Raw genomic sequence first — 17,606 nt, forward strand, 5'->3', positions numbered from 1 at the left:
TGTTTTGCTCAAGGCCCGGTACAATCCCGGGCCTTGTTGTTTCTAAGTTTCTAGACAGGATCACTATGCCGGCTTCATTCGTTCACCTGCGCCTGCACACTGAATACTCCCTGGTCGACGGCCTGGTACGGATCAAACCGCTGGTCAAAACCCTGGTGGGCATGAACATGCCTGCGGTAGCGGTTACCGATCAGAACAACATGTGTTCCCTGGTCAAGTTCTACAAAAACGCCATGGGCGCCGGCATCAAGCCGATCTGCGGCGCCGACCTGTGGCTGTCCAACAAAGACCCGGACAACGCCCTGAGCCGCATCAGCCTGCTGGCGATGAACGGTGTCGGTTACCGCAACCTCACCGAGCTGATTTCCCGGGGTTTCATCGACGGCCAGCGCAATGGTTCGATCATCATCGAGCGCGAGTGGGTGGCCGAGGCCAGCGAAGGCCTGATCATGCTGTCGGCCGCCAAAGAGGGCGAGATCGGTCTCGCGCTGCTGGGCGGCAACCCGCAGGAAGCCGAAGTGCTGGCCCGCGAGTGGATGCAGGTCTTCCCTGACCGTTTCTACCTGGAAGTGCAGCGCACCAACCGCCCCAACGACGAAGAGCACCTGCACGCCGCCGTGGCCCTGGCTGACACGCTGGGCGCGCCGCTGGTGGCGACCAACGATGTGCGTTTCATCAAGAAGGAAGATTTCGAGGCCCACGAGACCCGCGTGTGCATCGGCGAAGGCCGAGCCCTGGATGACCCGCGCCGCTCGAAAAACTACAGTGAAGAGCAATACCTCAAAAGCGCCGACGAGATGGCCGAGCTGTTCAGCGACCTGCCCGAGGCCCTGGAAAACTCCGTCGAGATCGCCAAGCGCTGCAATATCGAAGTGAAGCTGGGCAAGCACTTCTTGCCCAACTTCCCGATTCCCGATGGCATGACCATCGACGAATATTTCCGCAAGGTGTCGTTCGACGGTCTGGAAGATCGCCTGACTGTTCTACTACCCAAGGACACCACCGAAGACTACGAGGCCAAGCGCCAGGTCTACGTCGATCGGCTGAATTTCGAGCTGGATATCATCATCCAGATGGGGTTCCCCGGTTACTTCCTGATCGTAATGGACTTTATCCAGTGGGCCAAAAGCAACGGCGTACCGGTGGGGCCGGGCCGGGGGTCGGGTGCCGGTTCGCTGGTGGCCTATGTACAGAAGATTACCGACCTTGACCCGCTGGAATATGACCTGCTGTTCGAACGGTTCCTGAACCCGGAACGGGTTTCCATGCCCGACTTCGACGTCGACTTCTGCATGGACGGTCGTGACCGCGTGATCGAATACGTGGCTGAGAAGTACGGCCGCAACGCCGTAAGCCAGATCATCACTTTCGGTTCCATGGCGGCCAAGGCTGTAATCCGTGACGTGGCGCGGGTGCAGGGCAAGTCCTACGGCCTGGCGGATCGCCTGTCGAAGATGATCCCGTTCGAAGTCGGCATGACCCTGGAAAAGGCCTACGAGCAGGAAGAGATCCTGCGCGACTTCATCAAGATCGACGAAGAAGCCGCCGAAATCTGGGACATGGCCCGCAAGCTTGAAGGTGTGGTGCGTAACGTCGGTAAGCACGCCGGTGGTGTGGTTATCGCTCCGACCAAGCTCACCGACTTTTCGCCGATCTATTGCGACGAAGCCGGCGACGGCCTGGTAACCCAGTTCGACAAGGATGACGTGGAGGCGGCCGGCCTGGTGAAGTTCGACTTCCTCGGCCTGCGTACCCTGACCATCATCGACTGGGCGCTCAAGACCATCAACCGCGAGCGCGCCAAGGTTGACGAAGCGCCGCTGGATATCGCGTTTATCCCGCTGGACGACAAACCGACCTACCAGTTGCTGCAAAAAGCCGAAACCACGGCGGTGTTCCAGCTTGAGTCGCGGGGCATGAAAGAGCTGATCAAAAAGCTCAAGCCCGACTGCCTGGAAGACTTGATCGCACTGGTGGCCCTGTTCCGTCCGGGCCCGCTGCAATCGGGCATGGTGGATGACTTCATCAACCGTAAGCACGGTCGCGCCGAGCTGGCTTACCCGCACTCCGACTACCAGTACGAAGGCCTCAAGCCCGTGCTGGCACCGACCTACGGCATCATCCTGTATCAGGAACAGGTGATGCAGATCGCCCAGGTCATGGCCGGCTACACCCTTGGCGGTGCGGACATGCTGCGGCGGGCCATGGGTAAGAAAAAACCCGAGGAAATGGCCAAGCAGCGCGGCGGTTTCATTGAAGGTTGCGCCACCAACAATATCGACGCCGACTTGGCCGGTAACATCTTCGACCTGGTGGAAAAATTCGCCGGTTACGGCTTCAACAAATCCCACTCCGCTGCGTACGGCCTGGTGTCGTACCAGACCGCCTGGCTGAAGGCCCACTACCCAGCGCCGTTCATGGCCGCGGTGCTCTCGGCGGATATGCACAACACCGACAAGGTCGTGACCTTGATCGAGGAAGTGCGCACCATGAAACTGCGCCTCGACGCGCCGGACGTGAACGCCTCGGAGTTCAAGTTCACGGTGAACGACGAAGGCCGCATTATTTATGGCCTGGGCGCGATCAAAGGCGTGGGCGAAAGCCCGGTGGAGGCCATTGTTGAAGCGCGCCAGAGCGGGCCGTTCGCGGATCTGTTCGACTTCTGCGCGAGGGTCGACCTCAAGCGCATCAATAAACGTACCCTTGATGGCCTGATCCGCAGCGGCGCGCTCGACCGTCTCGGCCCGTATTTCCACGATGAGCCCAAGGCCTACCAAGCCAATATCGACCGTAACCGTGCGGTGCTACTGACCGCCATGGAAGAGGCGATCAAGGCCGCCGAACAGACCGCCCGTACCCACGACAGCGGCCACGCCGACCTGTTTGGCGGCTTGTTTGTCGAAGAAGACGCGGACGTCTACGGCAACCATCGCAAGGCCAAGGAGTTGACGCTCAAGGAACGTCTCAAGGGTGAGAAAGACACCTTGGGCCTGTACCTGACCGGTCACCCGATTGACGAATACGAAGGCGAAATCCGCCGTTTTGCCCGCCAGCGCATCATCGACCTGAAGCCGGCCCGCGACACCCAGACCGTTGCCGGCATGATCATCGCCCTGCGGGTGATGAAGAATAAAAAGGGCGACAAGATGGGTTTCATCACCCTCGACGACCGCTCGGGCCGCATCGAAGCGTCGCTGTTTGCCGATGCGTTCCATTCGGCGCAGTCGTTGTTGCAGACCGATGCCATGGTGGTGGTGGAAGGGGAGGTCAGCAATGACGACTTCTCCGGTGGCCTGCGCCTGCGGATCAAGCGGGTGATGAGCATGGAAGACGCGCGCACCAACCTGGCCGAAAGCCTGCGCCTGAAGGTCAAAACCGAGGCGCTCAAGGGCGATCAGCTACGCTGGTTGGGCGACTTGCTCAAACGCCACCGTGGCGCGTGCCCGGTGACCATGGAGTACACCGGCAGCGACGCCAAGGCAATGCTGCAGTTCGGCGAGACCTGGCGAATTGATCCCGCGGATGGCTTGATTCAAGCTTTGCGTGACCAGTTCGGGCGAGACAACGTCTTCCTCCAATACCGTTGATGGCCAGGTGGCAATAGAAAGCCTGATCTCGACTGAACATTTAATCTCGACCTAAACGCGCCTCTCCCTTAAGGTAGGGCGCGAATAGACCACCGGCTGGCCAGGCACTCCTTGGCCGTCGACCCAAGACGGACGCTTATGAACCCGAATTTTCTTGATTTCGAACAGCCGATCGCTGACCTGCAAGCCAAGATTGAAGAACTGCGCCTGGTCGGCAATGACAATTCGCTGAATATCGGCGATGAGATCGCTCGCCTGCAGGACAAGAGCAGCACCCTGACCGAAGACATCTTCGGCAAACTGACCAGCTGGCAGATCGCGCGCCTGGCTCGCCACCCGCGCCGCCCGTACACCCTGGACTACATTCAGCACATCTTCACCGAATTCGACGAGCTGCATGGCGACCGCCACTTCTCCGACGACGCGGCCATCGTGGGCGGTATCGCTCGCCTGGACGACCAGCCGGTAATGGTCATCGGTCACCAGAAAGGCCGTGAAGTGCGCGAAAAAGTTCGCCGCAACTTCGGCATGCCGCGCCCGGAAGGCTACCGTAAGGCCTGCCGCCTGATGGAAATGGCCGAACGCTTCAAGATGCCGATCCTGACCTTCATCGACACCCCGGGCGCCTACCCGGGTATCGACGCCGAAGAGCGCAACCAGAGCGAAGCCATCGCCTGGAACCTGCGCGTGATGTCCCGCCTGAAAACCCCGATCATCGCCACCGTGATTGGTGAAGGTGGTTCCGGCGGCGCACTGGCCATCGGCGTGTGCGACCAGTTGAACATGCTGCAGTACTCGACCTACGCGGTGATCTCGCCGGAAGGTTGCGCCTCGATCCTGTGGAAAACCGCAGAAAAGGCGCCGGACGCTGCCGAAGCCATGGGCATCACCGCCGATCGCCTCAAAGGCCTGGGTATCGTGGACAAGGTCATCGCCGAGCCACTGGGCGGCGCTCACCGCGACCCGGCGGCTGCCGCTGCGACCATCCGTGCTGAACTGGGCTCGCAACTGGCGATGCTCAAGAAGCTGGATAACGAAGCGCTGTTGAAGCGTCGTTATGAGCGTCTGATGAGCTACGGCCTGTAAGCTGACGCAGTACTAAAATGTGGGAGCGGGCTTGCTCGCGAAAGCGGTGGATCAGTCAACCTTTACAGTGACTGACACACCGCCTTCGCGAGCAAGCCCGCTCCCACATTTGCTTTGTGTATGCTGGGTTATCGCATTCCAGATTGATGGCGGTATTTTTCATGACACCTTCCTCAGCCGCCAAACTCCTGCAAGCCCTGGCCCCCTGGCGCAACGCCCCCGCCTGGCATATCGCTTTCTCCGGCGGTCTTGATTCCACTGTCCTGCTGCACCTCCTGGCCAGCACCGAACACCTCCCGCCGCTCAACGCCATCCATGTCCACCACGGCCTGCAAGCTGCCGCCGACGCCTGGCCAAGCCATTGCCAATCGATCTGCGACCGCCTGGGCGTGCCCCTGCGCGTCATGGGCGTACAGGTCCAGCCCGGCGCCAGCCTTGAACGTGCCGCTCGTGAGGCGCGTTACCAGGCGTTTGCCGAGGTGGTCGGCGCCGGTGAGGTGTTGCTGACCGGCCAGCATCGCGACGATCAGGCCGAGACCCTGCTGTTTCGCCTGCTGCGCGGGGCAGGGGTGCGTGGGTTGGCGGCGATGCCTTTACATCGCGACTTGGCGGCTGGGCATTTGGTGCGACCGCTGCTGGATGCCTCACGTGCTGAGTTGCAAGCCTATGCCCACGAACATCAACTCACGTGGATTGAAGATCCGTCCAACGCTGACACTCGGTTTTCGCGCAATTACCTGCGCCAGCGAGTATTCCCGCTGCTGACGGAGCGCTGGCCGCAAGCTGTCAACAGCCTTGCACGCACCGCCGAACACCTGGGCGAAGCCCAGGGCCTGCTTGATGAGCTGGCGCAGATCGACCTGCATGCCGCCGATCAGCCGTCGCCATTTCCTTGGCTGCCACTGCCGTCGTTGGCGCTTGCGCCATTGCGCGAGCTTTCCGATGCTCGCCAGCGCAACGTCATGCGTTACTGGCTGACCCCGCTGACCCGTCTACCCGACAGCGATCACTGGGCCAGTTGGTATTCCCTGCGTGATGCCAAGCGTGACGCGCAGCCGCTGTGGCGCCTTGCCGACGGCGAACTGCACCGTTGCGCCGAGCGCATCTGGTGGGTGCCTGCCGCTTGGTCGGATTTTTCCGACGCATCGGTAAGCTGGCCCCAACCGCAAAACCCACTAGAGTTACTCGGCAATGGTCGATTGGAATTTGTCGGCAAGCCACCCGAAGGCCCGCTGGAGATCCGCTATCGTCAAGGCGGCGAAATCGTCGAAGTGCCCGGCCGAGGCCGGCGTGACTTGAAGCGTCTGCTGAACGAAGGTGGCTTGCCAGGCTTCATGCGTGGCAGATTGCCGCTGCTGTATCAGGGCGGGCAATTGCTGGCGGTGCCAACCCTCGCTGGGCTATGGCCAGACTCGACGGGCGACTGGCAATTACATTGGATGCCACAGACGTGCGATCAAGGTTTGAGCTGATAGAGCCTTTCCGGTAGACTACGCTCCCTTCTTGATACAACTTCTGTGGATTCGCCTGAATCGCAGCAGTTGCCGATTACCAAGCAGTCTTTGCTGGGCGATTCCAAAAAATGTGTAGCGATCAACGTACCGGTGTTTCATTGCTGGTCTGTCACAACGCGGCGGTTTTTTTGAAAGGTGCACTGTGATTAATGCAGGTGATCGGGGGCTTCGGCCTCTCTTCGCTTTCCCCGGCGGCTCGGACCGCTTTAACGCAGACTTCTAGGGTTTTTCATGACGCGCTACATATTCGTCACGGGCGGTGTTGTTTCTTCATTGGGGAAAGGCATCGCATCGGCTTCATTGGCGGCCATCCTGGAGGCGCGGGGACTTAAGGTCACCATGCTCAAGCTGGACCCGTACATCAACGTTGACCCGGGCACCATGAGCCCGTTCCAGCACGGTGAAGTGTTCGTCACCCACGACGGCGCCGAGACCGACCTGGACCTGGGCCACTACGAGCGGTTCATCCGCACGACCATGACCCAGAACAACAACTTCACCACCGGCCGTGTCTACGAGCACGTGCTGCGCAAGGAGCGCCGTGGTGACTACCTGGGTGCAACCATCCAGGTGATCCCGCACATCACCGACGAAATCAAGCGCCGCATCATCAAGGGTGCAGGCGATGCCGACGTGGCGATGGTCGAGATTGGTGGCACCGTGGGTGACATCGAATCCCAACCGTTCCTCGAAGCCATCCGCCAGTTGCGTTTCGAAGTCGGCGCCAAGCGCGCGATGCTGATGCACCTGACCCTGGTCCCGTACATCGCCACCGCCGGCGAAACCAAAACCAAGCCTACCCAGCACTCGGTCAAGGAACTGCGTTCCATCGGCCTGCAGCCGGACGTGCTGGTGTGCCGCTCCGATCACCCGATCGACATCTCCTCGCGTCGCAAGATCGCGCAATTCACCAACGTTGAAGAACGTGCGGTGATCGCGCTGGAAGACGCCGACACCATCTACAAGATCCCGGGCATCCTGCATTCGCAAGGCCTGGACGATTTTGTGGTCGAGCGTTTCGGCCTGCAATGCAACGGCGCGGACCTGTCCGAGTGGGAAGCCGTGGTTGACGCCAAGCTCAACCCTGAGCACGAAGTCACCATCGCCATGGTCGGCAAGTACATGGAACTGCTGGACGCGTACAAGTCGCTGATCGAAGCGATGAGCCACGCCGGTATCAGCAACCGTACCAAGGTCAACCTGCGCTACATCGACTCCGAAGACATCGAGAACCAAGGCACTGCCTTGCTCGAAGGTGTGGATGCGATCCTCGTGCCAGGCGGTTTCGGCCTGCGTGGCGTGGAAGGCAAGATCACTGCGGTGCAGTACGCTCGTGAAAACAAGGTACCGTACCTGGGTATCTGCCTGGGCATGCAAGTGGCCGTTATCGAGTTCGCCCGTAACGTGCTGGGCTGGAAAGACGCCAACTCCACCGAGTTCGACAGCAAGAGCGGCCACCCGGTCGTGGGCCTGATCACCGAGTGGGAAGATGCCACCGGCGCGGTCGAGACCCGTACCGAAGCCTCCGACCTGGGCGGCACCATGCGCCTTGGCGCGCAAGACTGCCTGCTGGAGCCGGGCTCGCTGGTTCACGATTGCTACGGCAAGGACGTGATCGTCGAGCGTCACCGTCACCGCTACGAAGTGAACAACAACCTGCTGCCGCAAATCAAAGAGGCTGGCCTGAAAATCTCCGGTCGCTCCGGTGATGGCGCTTTGGTTGAAGTGGTTGAAGCACCGGATCATCCATGGTTCGTCGCTTGCCAGTTCCACCCGGAGTTCACCTCGACGCCGCGCGACGGTCACCCGTTGTTCAGCGGTTTCGTCAAGGCCGCATTGACGCAACACCAGAAGAAGGCGTAACCCTGATGGCCCAGAAGATCATTCGCGTCGGCGACATCGAGATTGCCAACGACAAGCCCATGGTGCTGTTCGGCGGCATGAACGTGCTGGAAAGCCGCGACATGGCGATGCAGGTCTGTGAAGAGTACGTCAAGGTCACCGAGAAACTCGGTATCCCTTACGTGTTCAAGGCCAGCTTCGACAAGGCCAACCGTTCGTCCGTGACCTCCTATCGCGGCCCGGGCCTTGAAGAAGGCATGCGGATCTTCCAGGACATCAAGCAAGCCTTCGGCGTGCCGATCATCACCGACGTCCACGAGCCTGAGCAGGCTGCCGTGGTCGCCGAGGTGTGCGACATCATCCAGTTGCCGGCCTTCCTGTCGCGCCAGACCGACCTGGTTGTCGCGATGGCCAAGACCGGCGCTGTGATCAATATCAAGAAAGCCCAGTTCCTCGCACCCCAGGAGATGAAACACATCCTGAACAAGTGCGTGGAAGCGGGTAACGACCAGTTGATCCTCTGCGAGCGTGGTTCGAGCTTCGGCTACAACAACCTCGTGGTGGACATGCTCGGTTTCGGCATCATGAAACAGTTCGAATACCCGGTGTTCTTCGACGTGACCCACGCGCTGCAAATGCCCGGTGGTCGTGCCGATTCCGCTGGCGGGCGCCGTGCCCAGGTGCTGGACCTGGCCAAGGCCGGCATCAGCCAGTCCCTGGCGGGCCTGTTCCTCGAAGCCCACCCGGACCCGGACAACGCCAAGTGCGACGGCCCGTGCGCCCTGCGCCTGGACAAGCTGGAGCCGTTCCTGGCCCAGCTCAAGCAGTTGGACGAACTGGTCAAGAGTTTTCCGACGGTAGAGACCGCGTAAGCCGCGTTTCTCCGGTAAAGTATCCCACGCTAAATGCTCAGGCCCCCGGGCCTGAGCCTTGTCGCCTGCAAGCCTGCCCCGTTGTTCCACCCTTGCGGTCGGTCAAAAGTTTTCCTTCAGCTGCGTCGTTTTCGTCAACTTTGGAGTGTTTACAACAATGGCAAAAATCGTCGACATCAAAGGTCGTGAAGTTCTCGACTCCCGTGGCAACCCCACCGTCGAAGCCGACGTGCTTCTCGATAATGGCATCACTGGCAGCGCCTGTGCGCCGTCCGGTGCGTCTACCGGTTCGCGCGAAGCGCTGGAACTGCGTGATGGCGACAAGAGCCGTTACCTGGGCAAAGGTGTACTCAAGGCTGTAGCCAACATCAACGGCCCGATCCGCGACCTGCTGCTGGGTAAAGACCCGGTTGACCAGAAAGCCCTCGACCTGGCAATGATCAAGCTCGACGGCACCGAAAACAAAGGCAGCCTGGGCGCCAACGCCATCCTCGCCGTATCCCTGGCTGCGGCCAAGGCTGCTGCCCAGGACCAGGACCTGCCGCTGTACGCCCACATCGCCAACCTGAACGGCACGCCGGGTGTCTACTCGATGCCGGTGCCGATGATGAACATCATCAACGGTGGTGAGCACGCCGATAACAACGTCGATATCCAGGAATTCATGGTGCAGCCGGTTGGCGCCAAGTCCTTCTCCGAAGGCCTGCGCATGGGCACCGAGATTTTCCATCACCTGAAAGCCGTGCTGAAGGCCCGTGGCCTGAGCACTGCCGTGGGTGACGAAGGTGGTTTCGCACCGAACCTGGCGTCCAACGAAGATGCGCTGAAAGTGATCTCCGAAGCCGTGGCCAACGCTGGCTACAAGCTGGGCACCGACGTGACCCTGGCCCTGGACTGCGCGGCCAGCGAGTTCTACGAAGACGGTAAATACAACCTGTCCGGCGAAGGCCAGGTGTTCAACTCCGAAGGTTTTGCTGAATACCTGAAGGGCCTGACCCAGCGCTATCCGATCATCTCGATCGAAGACGGCCTGGACGAGTCCGACTGGGACGGTTGGAAAATCCTGACCGACAAGATCGGCGAGAAAATCCAGCTGGTGGGTGACGACTTGTTCGTGACCAACACCAAGATCCTGAAAGAAGGCATCGACAAGAAGATCGCCAACTCGATCCTGATCAAGTTCAACCAGATCGGCACCCTGACCGAAACCCTGGAAGCCATCCAGATGGCCAAGGCTGCGGGCTACACCGCCGTGATCTCCCACCGCTCCGGCGAAACCGAAGATTCGACCATTGCCGACCTGGCCGTGGGCACTTCGGCGGGCCAGATCAAGACCGGCTCCCTGTGCCGTTCCGATCGCGTTTCCAAGTACAACCAATTGCTGCGTATCGAAGAGCAACTGGCTGGTAAAGCCAAGTACAACGGTCGCGATGAGTTTCGCGGCTGAGCTGTAAATGGTAAAAAGTCGGCGGATTGCGTCGGAAAAAACACGACAGTGTAGATTTCGACGCTAATCTCATGGCTATCTAGCACAAGCCTGGTTCTTCCAGGCTTCGTGCTATCAGTTGCTGCAAAAGTTTTGCATGGCTGTCTTTTTTCACTGGATACCCGGATTTCGATGCGCAGTCCCAATTGGTTGTTCCTCGTCTTGCTCTTGTTGCTGGCTGGCCTGCAGTACCGCCTATGGGTGGGGAATGGCAGCTTTGCGCAGGTAAAAGACCTGACCGAGCAAATTGCTGCACAGCACGCCGAAAATGAAATCCTGCTGGAGCGCAACCGCGTCCTCGATGCCGAAGTGCTTGAGCTGAAAAAAGGCACGGAGACCGTGGAAGAGCGGGCTCGTCATGAGTTGGGCATGGTCAAGGAGGGCGAGACCCTCTACCAGTTGGCCCAATGAGTACCGTTTTGCCGGCCTTCTGGGCCGTGATTCCTGCCGCGGGCGTCGGTGCCCGTATGGCCGCGGACCGTCCCAAGCAATATTTGCAATTGGGCGGGCGCACAATTCTCGAACACAGCCTTGGCTGTTTTCTCGACCATCCAACGCTCAAGGGCCTGGTGGTCAGTCTTGCTTCTGATGATCCCTACTGGCCCAGCCTGGCCTGTGCTGCTGACCCGCGCATCCAGCGTGCCGACGGTGGTGCCGAGCGCTCGGGTTCGGTGCTCAATGCGTTGCTGCAATTGAATGCCCTGGGCGCCAGTGACGATGATTGGGTGTTGGTACACGATGCGGCGCGACCTAACCTGAGTCGCGATGATCTCGATAAGTTGCTGATGGAACTGGCCGATGACCCCGTCGGCGGCCTGTTGGCCGTGCCGGCCCGCGATACGCTCAAGCGCGTCGACAAGCACGGGCGGGTGGTGGAAACCGTTGATCGCAGCTTGATCTGGCAAGCCTACACGCCACAAATGTTCCGCCTCGGTGCGTTGCACCGCGCGTTGGCCGATAGTTTGGTGGCGGATGCGGTGATCACCGACGAAGCCTCGGCGATGGAATGGTCCGGCCAGGCGCCGCGCTTGATTGAAGGGCGTTCGGACAATATCAAGGTGACCCGGCCTGAAGATCTCGAGTGGTTGCGGTTGCGGTGGGCTAACCGGCGGTAGTCAGCTGCACCGGGTCGACTTCGTCGCAGGCAAGCCAGCTCCCACATTGGACCGCGTTTATCCTGTAGGAATACGGTCAAAGGTGGGAGCAGGCTTGCCTGCGATGAGGCCGGCACACACAACCCATAATCACTGGCTGTACTCCGGCCTTTGCGCCAACCCCGCCTTCAAAAAGTCCACCAGCTTCCTAACCTTGGGCGACAAATGCCGCTGCTGCGGATACAGCGCCCACACCGCCGTATTCGGTGGCTGATGCGCCTCCAGCAACGACACCAGCGCACCACTGTGCAGATGTTCCAGCACGTAATAATCCGGCAACTGGCACAACCCGACGCCTTGCAGCGCCGCATCCAGCACCGCCTGCCCACTGTTACAGCGCCAGTTTCCCTGCACGCGCTGGGCAAACTCCCGCCCGTCCTGGGCCAGTTGCCAGATGTCCGAGCTACCAATCAGGCAGTTATGCCGACTCAATTCCGACAAGCTATGTGGCCGACCATACCGCGCCAAGTAGGACGGTGATGCACACACATACATGCGTCGCGGTGCCAGGCGGCTGGCGACCATGCGCGAATCCTGCAGGCGCCCGAGGCGAATCGCCAGGTCGAGGCCTTCGTGCACCAGGTCCAGTTGGCGATTGCTTAGCTCTATATCCACACGCAATTGCGGATACAACGCCATGAACCGCGTCACCAACGGCACGATAAACCGCTCGCCGTAGGCCACGGCGCAGGTCATGCGCAACATGCCCTTGGGCTCGCTGGTGAGGTCACCGACCGCGCGCAGGGCCTCTTCGCGACCGTCCTGCAAACGTTGGCAATGCTGCAGGAACGTCTGGCCCGCTTCAGTCAGGGTGACCTTGCGCGTGCTGCGATAGAGCAAGCGCGTTTGCAGCCGCTCTTCCAGGCGCGCCACTTGCCGGCTGATATGGGACGACGACACACCCAGCCGCTCGGCGGCCGCTGTGAACTGGCTGCACTCGGCGACGGCGACGAACTCATCGATGCCTTCCCAGCGGTTTTCCAACATTTTGATTATCCCTGTGTAGCAATAATGTTTTGCTTTTGCCTGGATTATTCATCACTCAGCCATGTTTTACACTCTGCGCCTCAGTTTTTAACTCCATGGAGAAACCCGGATGATCAAGTCCCGTGCCGCCGTAGCCTTCGAAGCCAAGAAACCTCTTGAAATCGTTGAAGTGGATGTCGCTATGCCCAAGGCTGGTGAAGTGCTGTTGCGCGTGGTCGCGTCCGGCGTGTGCCACACCGACGCCTACACCCTGTCGGGCGCGGACCCGGAAGGCATCTTCCCGTCGATCCTCGGTCACGAAGGTGGTGCAGTGGTTGAAGCGATTGGCGAGGGCGTGACTTCGGTAGCGGTCGGCGACCACGTGATCCCGCTGTACACCCCGGAATGCGGCAAGTGCAAATTCTGCCTGTCGGGCAAGACCAACCTGTGCCAGGCCATCCGTTCCACACAGGGCAAAGGCTTGATGCCGGATGGCACCACGCGTTTCTCCTACAAAGGTCAGCCGATTTTCCACTACATGGGCACCTCGACCTTCTCCGAGTACACCGTGCTGCCGGAAATTTCCGTGGCCAAGATTCCTAAAGAAGCACCGCTGGAAAAAGTCTGCTTGCTGGGGTGTGGCGTCACCACCGGTATCGGTGCAGTGATCAACACGGCCAAGGTCAAGCCGGGCGACACCGTGGCCATCTTCGGCCTCGGCGGTATCGGCCTGTCGGCCATCATCGGCGCGGTAAAAGCCAAGGCTGGCCGCATCATTGCCATCGACATCAACCCGGCCAAGTTCGAAATCGCCAAGCAACTGGGCGCCACTGACTGCATCAACCCGAAAGACTACGACCGCCCAATTCAGGATGTGATTGTCGATTTGACTGACGGCGGCGTGGACTTTTCCTTCGAGTGCATCGGCAACGTGCAACTGATGCGTGCCGCCCTTGAGTGCTGCCATAAAGGCTGGGGTGAGTCGGTGATCATCGGCGTGGCCGGTGCTGGCCAGGAAATTTCCACGCGCCCGTTCCAGTTGGTGACCGGTCGCGTCTGGCGTGGTTCGGCCTTCGGCGGCGTGCGCGGTCGTACTGAATTGCCAAGCTACGTGGAAATGGCCCAGACCGGCGAGATCCCGCTGGACACCTTCATCACCCACACCATGGGCCTGGAAGATATCAACAAAGCGTTTGACCTGATGCACGAAGGCAAGAGCATCCGCACCGTCATCCACTTCTGAGGTCGGCCATGAGTCTGGAAAACCTGTCGTGCCAGAAAAGCTTTGGCGGCTGGCATAAACGCTACAAGCATCACTCCGATGTGCTCGGTTGCGACATGACCTTTGCCGTCTACCTGCCGCCGCAAGCGGAGCAGGGCGGCAAGTTGCCAGTGCTGTACTGGCTGTCGGGCCTGACCTGCACCGATGAGAACTTCATGCAGAAGGCCGGTGCCCAGCGCATGGCCGCCGAGCTGGGGCTGATCATCGTCGCGCCGGACACCAGCCCACGTGGCCCGGGTGTGCCGGGCGACCCGGACAACGCCTGGGATTTTGGCCTGGGCGCGGGCTTCTATCTGAATGCCACCCAGGAACCCTGGGCCAAGCACTATCGGATGCATGACTACGTGGTGCAGGAATTGCCGGCGTTGGTCGAAGCGCATTTCCCGGCTTCGGATAAGCGCGGCATCAGCGGCCATTCCATGGGCGGCCATGGCGCGTTGGTGTGTGCGTTGCGCAATCCTGGGCGTTACCTGTCGGTGTCGGCGTTTTCGCCGATCAACAACCCGATGGATTGCCCGTGGGGCCAGAAAGCCTTCTCCCGTTACCTGGGGGAAGAACGCTCGAAGTGGCGTGAGTGGGACGCTTGCGTGCTGATCAGCGAAGCCTCGGAAAAGCTGCCATTGCTGGTGGATCAGGGTGACCGCGACGACTTCCTCGCCGTGCAGCTCAAGCCCGAAGCCTTGCAGCAAGCGGCGAAGGCGGCCGGTCATCCGCTGGAACTGCGCCTGCAACCTGGCTACGACCACAGCTACTTCTTTATCGCTAGCTTCATCGAAGAACATTTGCGACATCATGGCCGTGCTTTGCTCGGTTAATGTGTGGCAAAAGTAGGTAGAATCACGCCCTGAATTAAATCGGGGCGTTTTTTTATGCGTATTGGCCACGGCTACGATGTGCACCGTTTCGCTGAGGGCGACTTCATCACCTTGGGTGGCGTGCGCATTGCACACCACCATGGGTTGCTGGCTCATTCCGACGGCGACGTTGTGTTGCATGCCTTGAGCGATGCCTTGCTCGGCGCAGCGGCGTTGGGTGATATCGGCAAACATTTTCCAGACACCGATCCCACCTTCAAGGGTGCGGACAGTCGCGTCCTGTTGCGCCACGTTGTAGGCCTGATCCACGCCAAGGGCTGGAAAGTCGGCAACGTCGATAACACCATCGTGGCCCAGGCGCCGAAAATGGCCCCCCATATCGAATCGATGCGCGCGCTGATTGCCGCGGATCTGCAAATAGAATTGGATCAAGTGAACGTGAAAGCCACCACCACCGAAAAGCTCGGGTTTACCGGTCGTGAAGAGGGCATTGCGGTGCACTCCGTCGCCTTGTTGCTGCGCGCATGAACGACCTGCAACTGTTGGGCCCACGGGCCTATGGCGAGGCGTTGGGCAGTGCCGTGCTGAAGGCCACTGCTGAAGATTTCCAGGTCGATGAAGTGCTGGACATCCCGTTGACCGGCGATGGCGAGCACCTGTGGTTGTGGGTCGAGAAACGTGGCCTCAATACCGAAGAAGCCGCGCGACGCATCGCCAAGGCCGCTGGCGTGCCGTTGCGTACCGTCAGCTATGCCGGGCTCAAGGATCGCCAGGCGCTGACGCGCCAGTGGTTCAGCGTGCAGTTGCCGGGCAAGGCTGATCCAGACATGAGCGGTGCGGAAAACGACACGCTCAAGATCCTCAAGATGGCCCGCCACAAGCGCAAGTTGCAACGTGGCGCGCATTCGGCGAACGGCTTCACCTTGCGCCTGACCCAATTGGCCGGTGATACCGCGGCCATCGACGCGCGGTTGCAACTGATTGCCCAGCACGGCATTCCCAACTATTTCGGCGCCCAGCGTTTTGGCCACAACGGCGGCAACGTGGTTGATGCCCGTGAGTGGGCGGCGCGCAAGGCCTTGCCGGAGCAGCGCAATGTGCGTTCGCGGCTGTTGTCCACCGCGCGCAGTTTCCTCTTCAACAAGGTGTTGGCGGCCCGTGTTGCCGACGGCTCCTGGCAGCGCGCCCAAGTCGGTGACCTGCTGGCGTTTACCGACAGTCGCAGCTTTTTCCCGGCCGGCGAGGCTGAATGCAGCGACCCGCGCCTGGCGATCCTCGACCTGCACCCGACGGGGCCGCAATGGGGGGAGGGCGATTCGCCCGCCAGCGGCGCAACCCATGCACTGGAACAGGCCGTCGCCGCCAGCGAAGCCGAGCTGCGCGATTGGCTGGTGAATGCGGGCATGAGCCAGGAGCGTCGCATTCTGCGACTGCCCATTGGCGGGTTGACGTGGCATTATCCCGGGCCTGACATTCTGCAATTGGAATTCGTCCTGCCGGCCGGATGCTTCGCCACTGTCTTGGTGCGCGAGCTTGTTGATCTGGTGCCGGTGGGGCAGACGGACAGCCCATGCGTATTCTGATATCAAACGATGACGGTGCCACCGCACCCGGTCTTGCCGCGCTCTATGCTGCGCTGGAAGATTACGCCGAGTGCGTGGTGGTTGCCCCCGACCAGGACAAGAGCGGCGCCAGCAGTTCGCTGACGCTCGACCGTCCACTGCACCCGCAGGTTCTGGCCAACGGCTTTATCAGCGTGAACGGCACCCCCACCGACTGCGTCCATCTGGCGATCAACAGCCTGTTGGATCGCGAGCCGGACCTGGTGGTGTCGGGCATCAACCTCGGCGCCAACCTGGGTGACGATGTGCTGTATTCCGGTACGGTGGCGGCGGCCCTTGAGGGGCGCTTCCTCGGCCGTACTTCGTTCGCCTTCTCGTTGGCTTCGCGCCAATTGGACAATCTGCCGACCGCGGCCTATTTTGCGCGCAAGCTGGTCGAGGCCCACGGCTCCCTGGACCTGCCGCCGCGTACGGTGCTCAACGTCAATATTCCCAATTTGCCCCTCGACCACATCCGTGGCATCCAGCTGACGCGCCTGGGCCACCGTGCCCGTGCGGCAGCGCCGTTGAAGGTGGTCGACCCGCGTGGCAAGGAAGGTTATTGGATCGCCGCCGCCGGCGATGCCGAAGACGGCGGCCCGGGCACTGACTTTCATGCGGTGATGCAAGGTTATGTGTCGATTACCCCGTTGCAACTTGATCGCACCTTCAGTGATGCCTTCAGTAGCCTCGATGGCTGGCTGGAGGCGCTGAACTGATGGGCCGCGAACAAGACGACCTGCTGCGCCGGGGCATCGGAATGACCTCCCAGCGTACCCGTGAGCGTTTGATCCAGCGCCTGTACGAAGAGGGGCTGTCCAACGCCCAGGTGTTGGAAGTGATCCGGCGTACGCCTCGGCACTTGTTTGTCGATGAGGCCTTGGCGCATCGCGCCTATGAAGACACGGCGCTACCCATTGGCCATAACCAGACCATTTCCCAGCCGTACATGGTCGCGCGCATGAGCGAGTTGCTGCTGGCGGCGGGGCCACTGGACAAGGTGCTGGAGATCGGCACCGGCTCGGGCTACCAGACAGCGGTGCTGTCACAGTTGGTGGAACGGGTGTTTTCGGTGGAGCGCATCAAGGTCCTGCAGGACCGCGCCAAAGAGCGCCTGGCCGAGTTGAATCTGCGTAACGTGGTGTTCCGCTGGGGCGATGGTTGGGAGGGTTGGCCGGCGCTGGCACCTTACAACGGCATTATCGTTACCGCCGTGGCCACTGATGTTCCCCAAGCGTTGCTCGATCAATTGGCCCCGGGTGGTCGGTTGGTGATCCCGGTGGGCTCCGGCGAAGTGCAACAATTGATGCTCATCATCCGCGAAGACGAAGGTTTTTCACGGCATGTGCTGGGCGCTGTGCGCTTCGTCCCGCTGCTTAATGGCCCGCTGGCCTGATCATT

General features: G+C 60.6%; 15 protein-coding genes. 14 read left to right on the forward strand and 1 reads right to left on the reverse strand.

Features of this window, described 5'->3' with window-relative positions; translation table 11 throughout:
- Window positions 1-65 precede the first annotated feature (65 nt).
- The 8 genes from dnaE (at window position 66) to ispD (ending at window position 11,502) form a co-directional block, all read left to right on the forward strand.
- Window positions 66-3,587, forward strand: coding sequence for a DNA polymerase III subunit alpha (gene dnaE, locus ACZRMO_RS03030; RefSeq protein WP_124526023.1), 3,522 nt, complete (start codon window positions 66-68; stop codon window positions 3,585-3,587).
- Between the two features lie 138 nt (window positions 3,588-3,725).
- Window positions 3,726-4,673, forward strand: coding sequence for an acetyl-CoA carboxylase carboxyltransferase subunit alpha (locus ACZRMO_RS03035; RefSeq protein WP_017137153.1), 948 nt, complete (start codon window positions 3,726-3,728; stop codon window positions 4,671-4,673).
- A gap of 161 nt (window positions 4,674-4,834) precedes the next feature.
- Complete coding sequence (gene tilS, locus ACZRMO_RS03040) at window positions 4,835-6,145, forward strand: tRNA lysidine(34) synthetase TilS (RefSeq protein ID WP_463971857.1); 1,311 nt, start codon at window positions 4,835-4,837, stop codon at window positions 6,143-6,145.
- 273 nt (window positions 6,146-6,418) lie between these two features.
- Entirely contained in the window at window positions 6,419-8,050 is a 1,632-nt protein-coding gene (locus ACZRMO_RS03045; protein ID WP_010212443.1) for a CTP synthase, read from the forward strand.
- Between the two features lie 5 nt (window positions 8,051-8,055).
- The gene (gene kdsA, locus ACZRMO_RS03050; protein WP_010212442.1) at window positions 8,056-8,901 is read left to right on the forward strand and encodes a 3-deoxy-8-phosphooctulonate synthase; all 846 of its coding nucleotides are present in this window, start codon (window positions 8,056-8,058) and stop codon (window positions 8,899-8,901) included.
- Between the two features lie 157 nt (window positions 8,902-9,058).
- Window positions 9,059-10,348: a phosphopyruvate hydratase gene (gene eno / locus ACZRMO_RS03055; protein WP_017739105.1), complete on the forward strand. Its 1,290-nt coding sequence runs from the start codon at window positions 9,059-9,061 to the stop codon at window positions 10,346-10,348.
- A gap of 171 nt (window positions 10,349-10,519) precedes the next feature.
- Window positions 10,520-10,798: a cell division protein FtsB gene (ftsB, locus tag ACZRMO_RS03060; RefSeq protein WP_003231201.1), complete on the forward strand. Its 279-nt coding sequence runs from the start codon at window positions 10,520-10,522 to the stop codon at window positions 10,796-10,798.
- Entirely contained in the window at window positions 10,795-11,502 is a 708-nt protein-coding gene (gene ispD / locus ACZRMO_RS03065) for a 2-C-methyl-D-erythritol 4-phosphate cytidylyltransferase (RefSeq protein ID WP_463971858.1), read from the forward strand. Before ftsB ends, ispD begins: the two co-directional genes overlap by 4 nt.
- 129 nt (window positions 11,503-11,631) lie before the next feature.
- Here the strand turns inward: ispD and ACZRMO_RS03070 are convergent, their stop codons facing one another.
- Window positions 11,632-12,528 carry a LysR substrate-binding domain-containing protein gene (locus ACZRMO_RS03070; RefSeq protein ID WP_463971859.1) on the reverse strand — a complete coding sequence of 299 codons (897 nt, stop codon included), beginning with the start codon at window positions 12,526-12,528 and terminating at the stop codon, window positions 11,632-11,634.
- A gap of 109 nt (window positions 12,529-12,637) precedes the next feature.
- Here ACZRMO_RS03070 and ACZRMO_RS03075 point away from each other — a divergent pair, with 109 nt between their 5' ends.
- Genes ACZRMO_RS03075 through ACZRMO_RS03100 form a run of 6 tightly spaced genes read left to right on the forward strand, consistent with a single transcriptional unit; the run spans window position 12,638 to window position 17,601 of the window.
- Window positions 12,638-13,750 (forward strand): S-(hydroxymethyl)glutathione dehydrogenase/class III alcohol dehydrogenase, encoded by a 1,113-nt coding sequence (locus tag ACZRMO_RS03075; protein ID WP_124526019.1) that lies wholly within the window; start codon window positions 12,638-12,640, stop codon window positions 13,748-13,750.
- Window positions 13,751-13,758: 8 nt separating this feature from the next.
- Complete coding sequence (fghA, locus tag ACZRMO_RS03080; protein WP_124526018.1) at window positions 13,759-14,604, forward strand: S-formylglutathione hydrolase; 846 nt, start codon at window positions 13,759-13,761, stop codon at window positions 14,602-14,604.
- A gap of 54 nt (window positions 14,605-14,658) precedes the next feature.
- Window positions 14,659-15,132: a 2-C-methyl-D-erythritol 2,4-cyclodiphosphate synthase gene (ispF, locus tag ACZRMO_RS03085; RefSeq protein WP_012722614.1), complete on the forward strand. Its 474-nt coding sequence runs from the start codon at window positions 14,659-14,661 to the stop codon at window positions 15,130-15,132.
- Window positions 15,129-16,187 carry a tRNA pseudouridine(13) synthase TruD gene (truD, locus tag ACZRMO_RS03090; RefSeq protein WP_124526017.1) on the forward strand — a complete coding sequence of 353 codons (1,059 nt, stop codon included), beginning with the start codon at window positions 15,129-15,131 and terminating at the stop codon, window positions 16,185-16,187. Before ispF ends, truD begins: the two co-directional genes overlap by 4 nt.
- Complete coding sequence (surE, locus tag ACZRMO_RS03095; RefSeq protein ID WP_124526016.1) at window positions 16,175-16,924, forward strand: 5'/3'-nucleotidase SurE; 750 nt, start codon at window positions 16,175-16,177, stop codon at window positions 16,922-16,924. Before truD ends, surE begins: the two co-directional genes overlap by 13 nt.
- A 41-nt stretch (window positions 16,925-16,965) precedes the next feature.
- Window positions 16,966-17,601 (forward strand): protein-L-isoaspartate(D-aspartate) O-methyltransferase, encoded by a 636-nt coding sequence (locus tag ACZRMO_RS03100; RefSeq protein ID WP_177325361.1) that lies wholly within the window; start codon window positions 16,966-16,968, stop codon window positions 17,599-17,601.
- Window positions 17,602-17,606: the final 5 nt, after the last annotated feature.

It is taken from the genome of Pseudomonas sp. B611 (assembly GCF_055407965.1).

What these genes read in the sequence shown, in the direction of transcription:
- dnaE (WP_124526023.1), top strand. Translation starts at nt 66, where the DNA reads ATGCCGGCTTCATTCGTTCACCTGCGCCTGCACACTGAATACTCCCTG.
- ACZRMO_RS03035 (WP_017137153.1), top strand. Translation starts at nt 3,726, where the DNA reads ATGAACCCGAATTTTCTTGATTTCGAACAGCCGATCGCTGACCTGCAA.
- tilS (WP_463971857.1), top strand. Translation starts at nt 4,835, where the DNA reads ATGACACCTTCCTCAGCCGCCAAACTCCTGCAAGCCCTGGCCCCCTGG.
- ACZRMO_RS03045 (WP_010212443.1), top strand. Translation starts at nt 6,419, where the DNA reads ATGACGCGCTACATATTCGTCACGGGCGGTGTTGTTTCTTCATTGGGG.
- kdsA (WP_010212442.1), top strand. Translation starts at nt 8,056, where the DNA reads ATGGCCCAGAAGATCATTCGCGTCGGCGACATCGAGATTGCCAACGAC.
- eno (WP_017739105.1), top strand. Translation starts at nt 9,059, where the DNA reads ATGGCAAAAATCGTCGACATCAAAGGTCGTGAAGTTCTCGACTCCCGT.
- ftsB (WP_003231201.1), top strand. Translation starts at nt 10,520, where the DNA reads ATGCGCAGTCCCAATTGGTTGTTCCTCGTCTTGCTCTTGTTGCTGGCT.
- ispD (WP_463971858.1), top strand. Translation starts at nt 10,795, where the DNA reads ATGAGTACCGTTTTGCCGGCCTTCTGGGCCGTGATTCCTGCCGCGGGC.
- ACZRMO_RS03070 (WP_463971859.1), bottom strand. Translation starts at nt 12,528, where the DNA reads ATGTTGGAAAACCGCTGGGAAGGCATCGATGAGTTCGTCGCCGTCGCC.
- ACZRMO_RS03075 (WP_124526019.1), top strand. Translation starts at nt 12,638, where the DNA reads ATGATCAAGTCCCGTGCCGCCGTAGCCTTCGAAGCCAAGAAACCTCTT.
- fghA (WP_124526018.1), top strand. Translation starts at nt 13,759, where the DNA reads ATGAGTCTGGAAAACCTGTCGTGCCAGAAAAGCTTTGGCGGCTGGCAT.
- ispF (WP_012722614.1), top strand. Translation starts at nt 14,659, where the DNA reads ATGCGTATTGGCCACGGCTACGATGTGCACCGTTTCGCTGAGGGCGAC.
- truD (WP_124526017.1), top strand. Translation starts at nt 15,129, where the DNA reads ATGAACGACCTGCAACTGTTGGGCCCACGGGCCTATGGCGAGGCGTTG.
- surE (WP_124526016.1), top strand. Translation starts at nt 16,175, where the DNA reads ATGCGTATTCTGATATCAAACGATGACGGTGCCACCGCACCCGGTCTT.
- ACZRMO_RS03100 (WP_177325361.1), top strand. Translation starts at nt 16,966, where the DNA reads ATGACCTCCCAGCGTACCCGTGAGCGTTTGATCCAGCGCCTGTACGAA.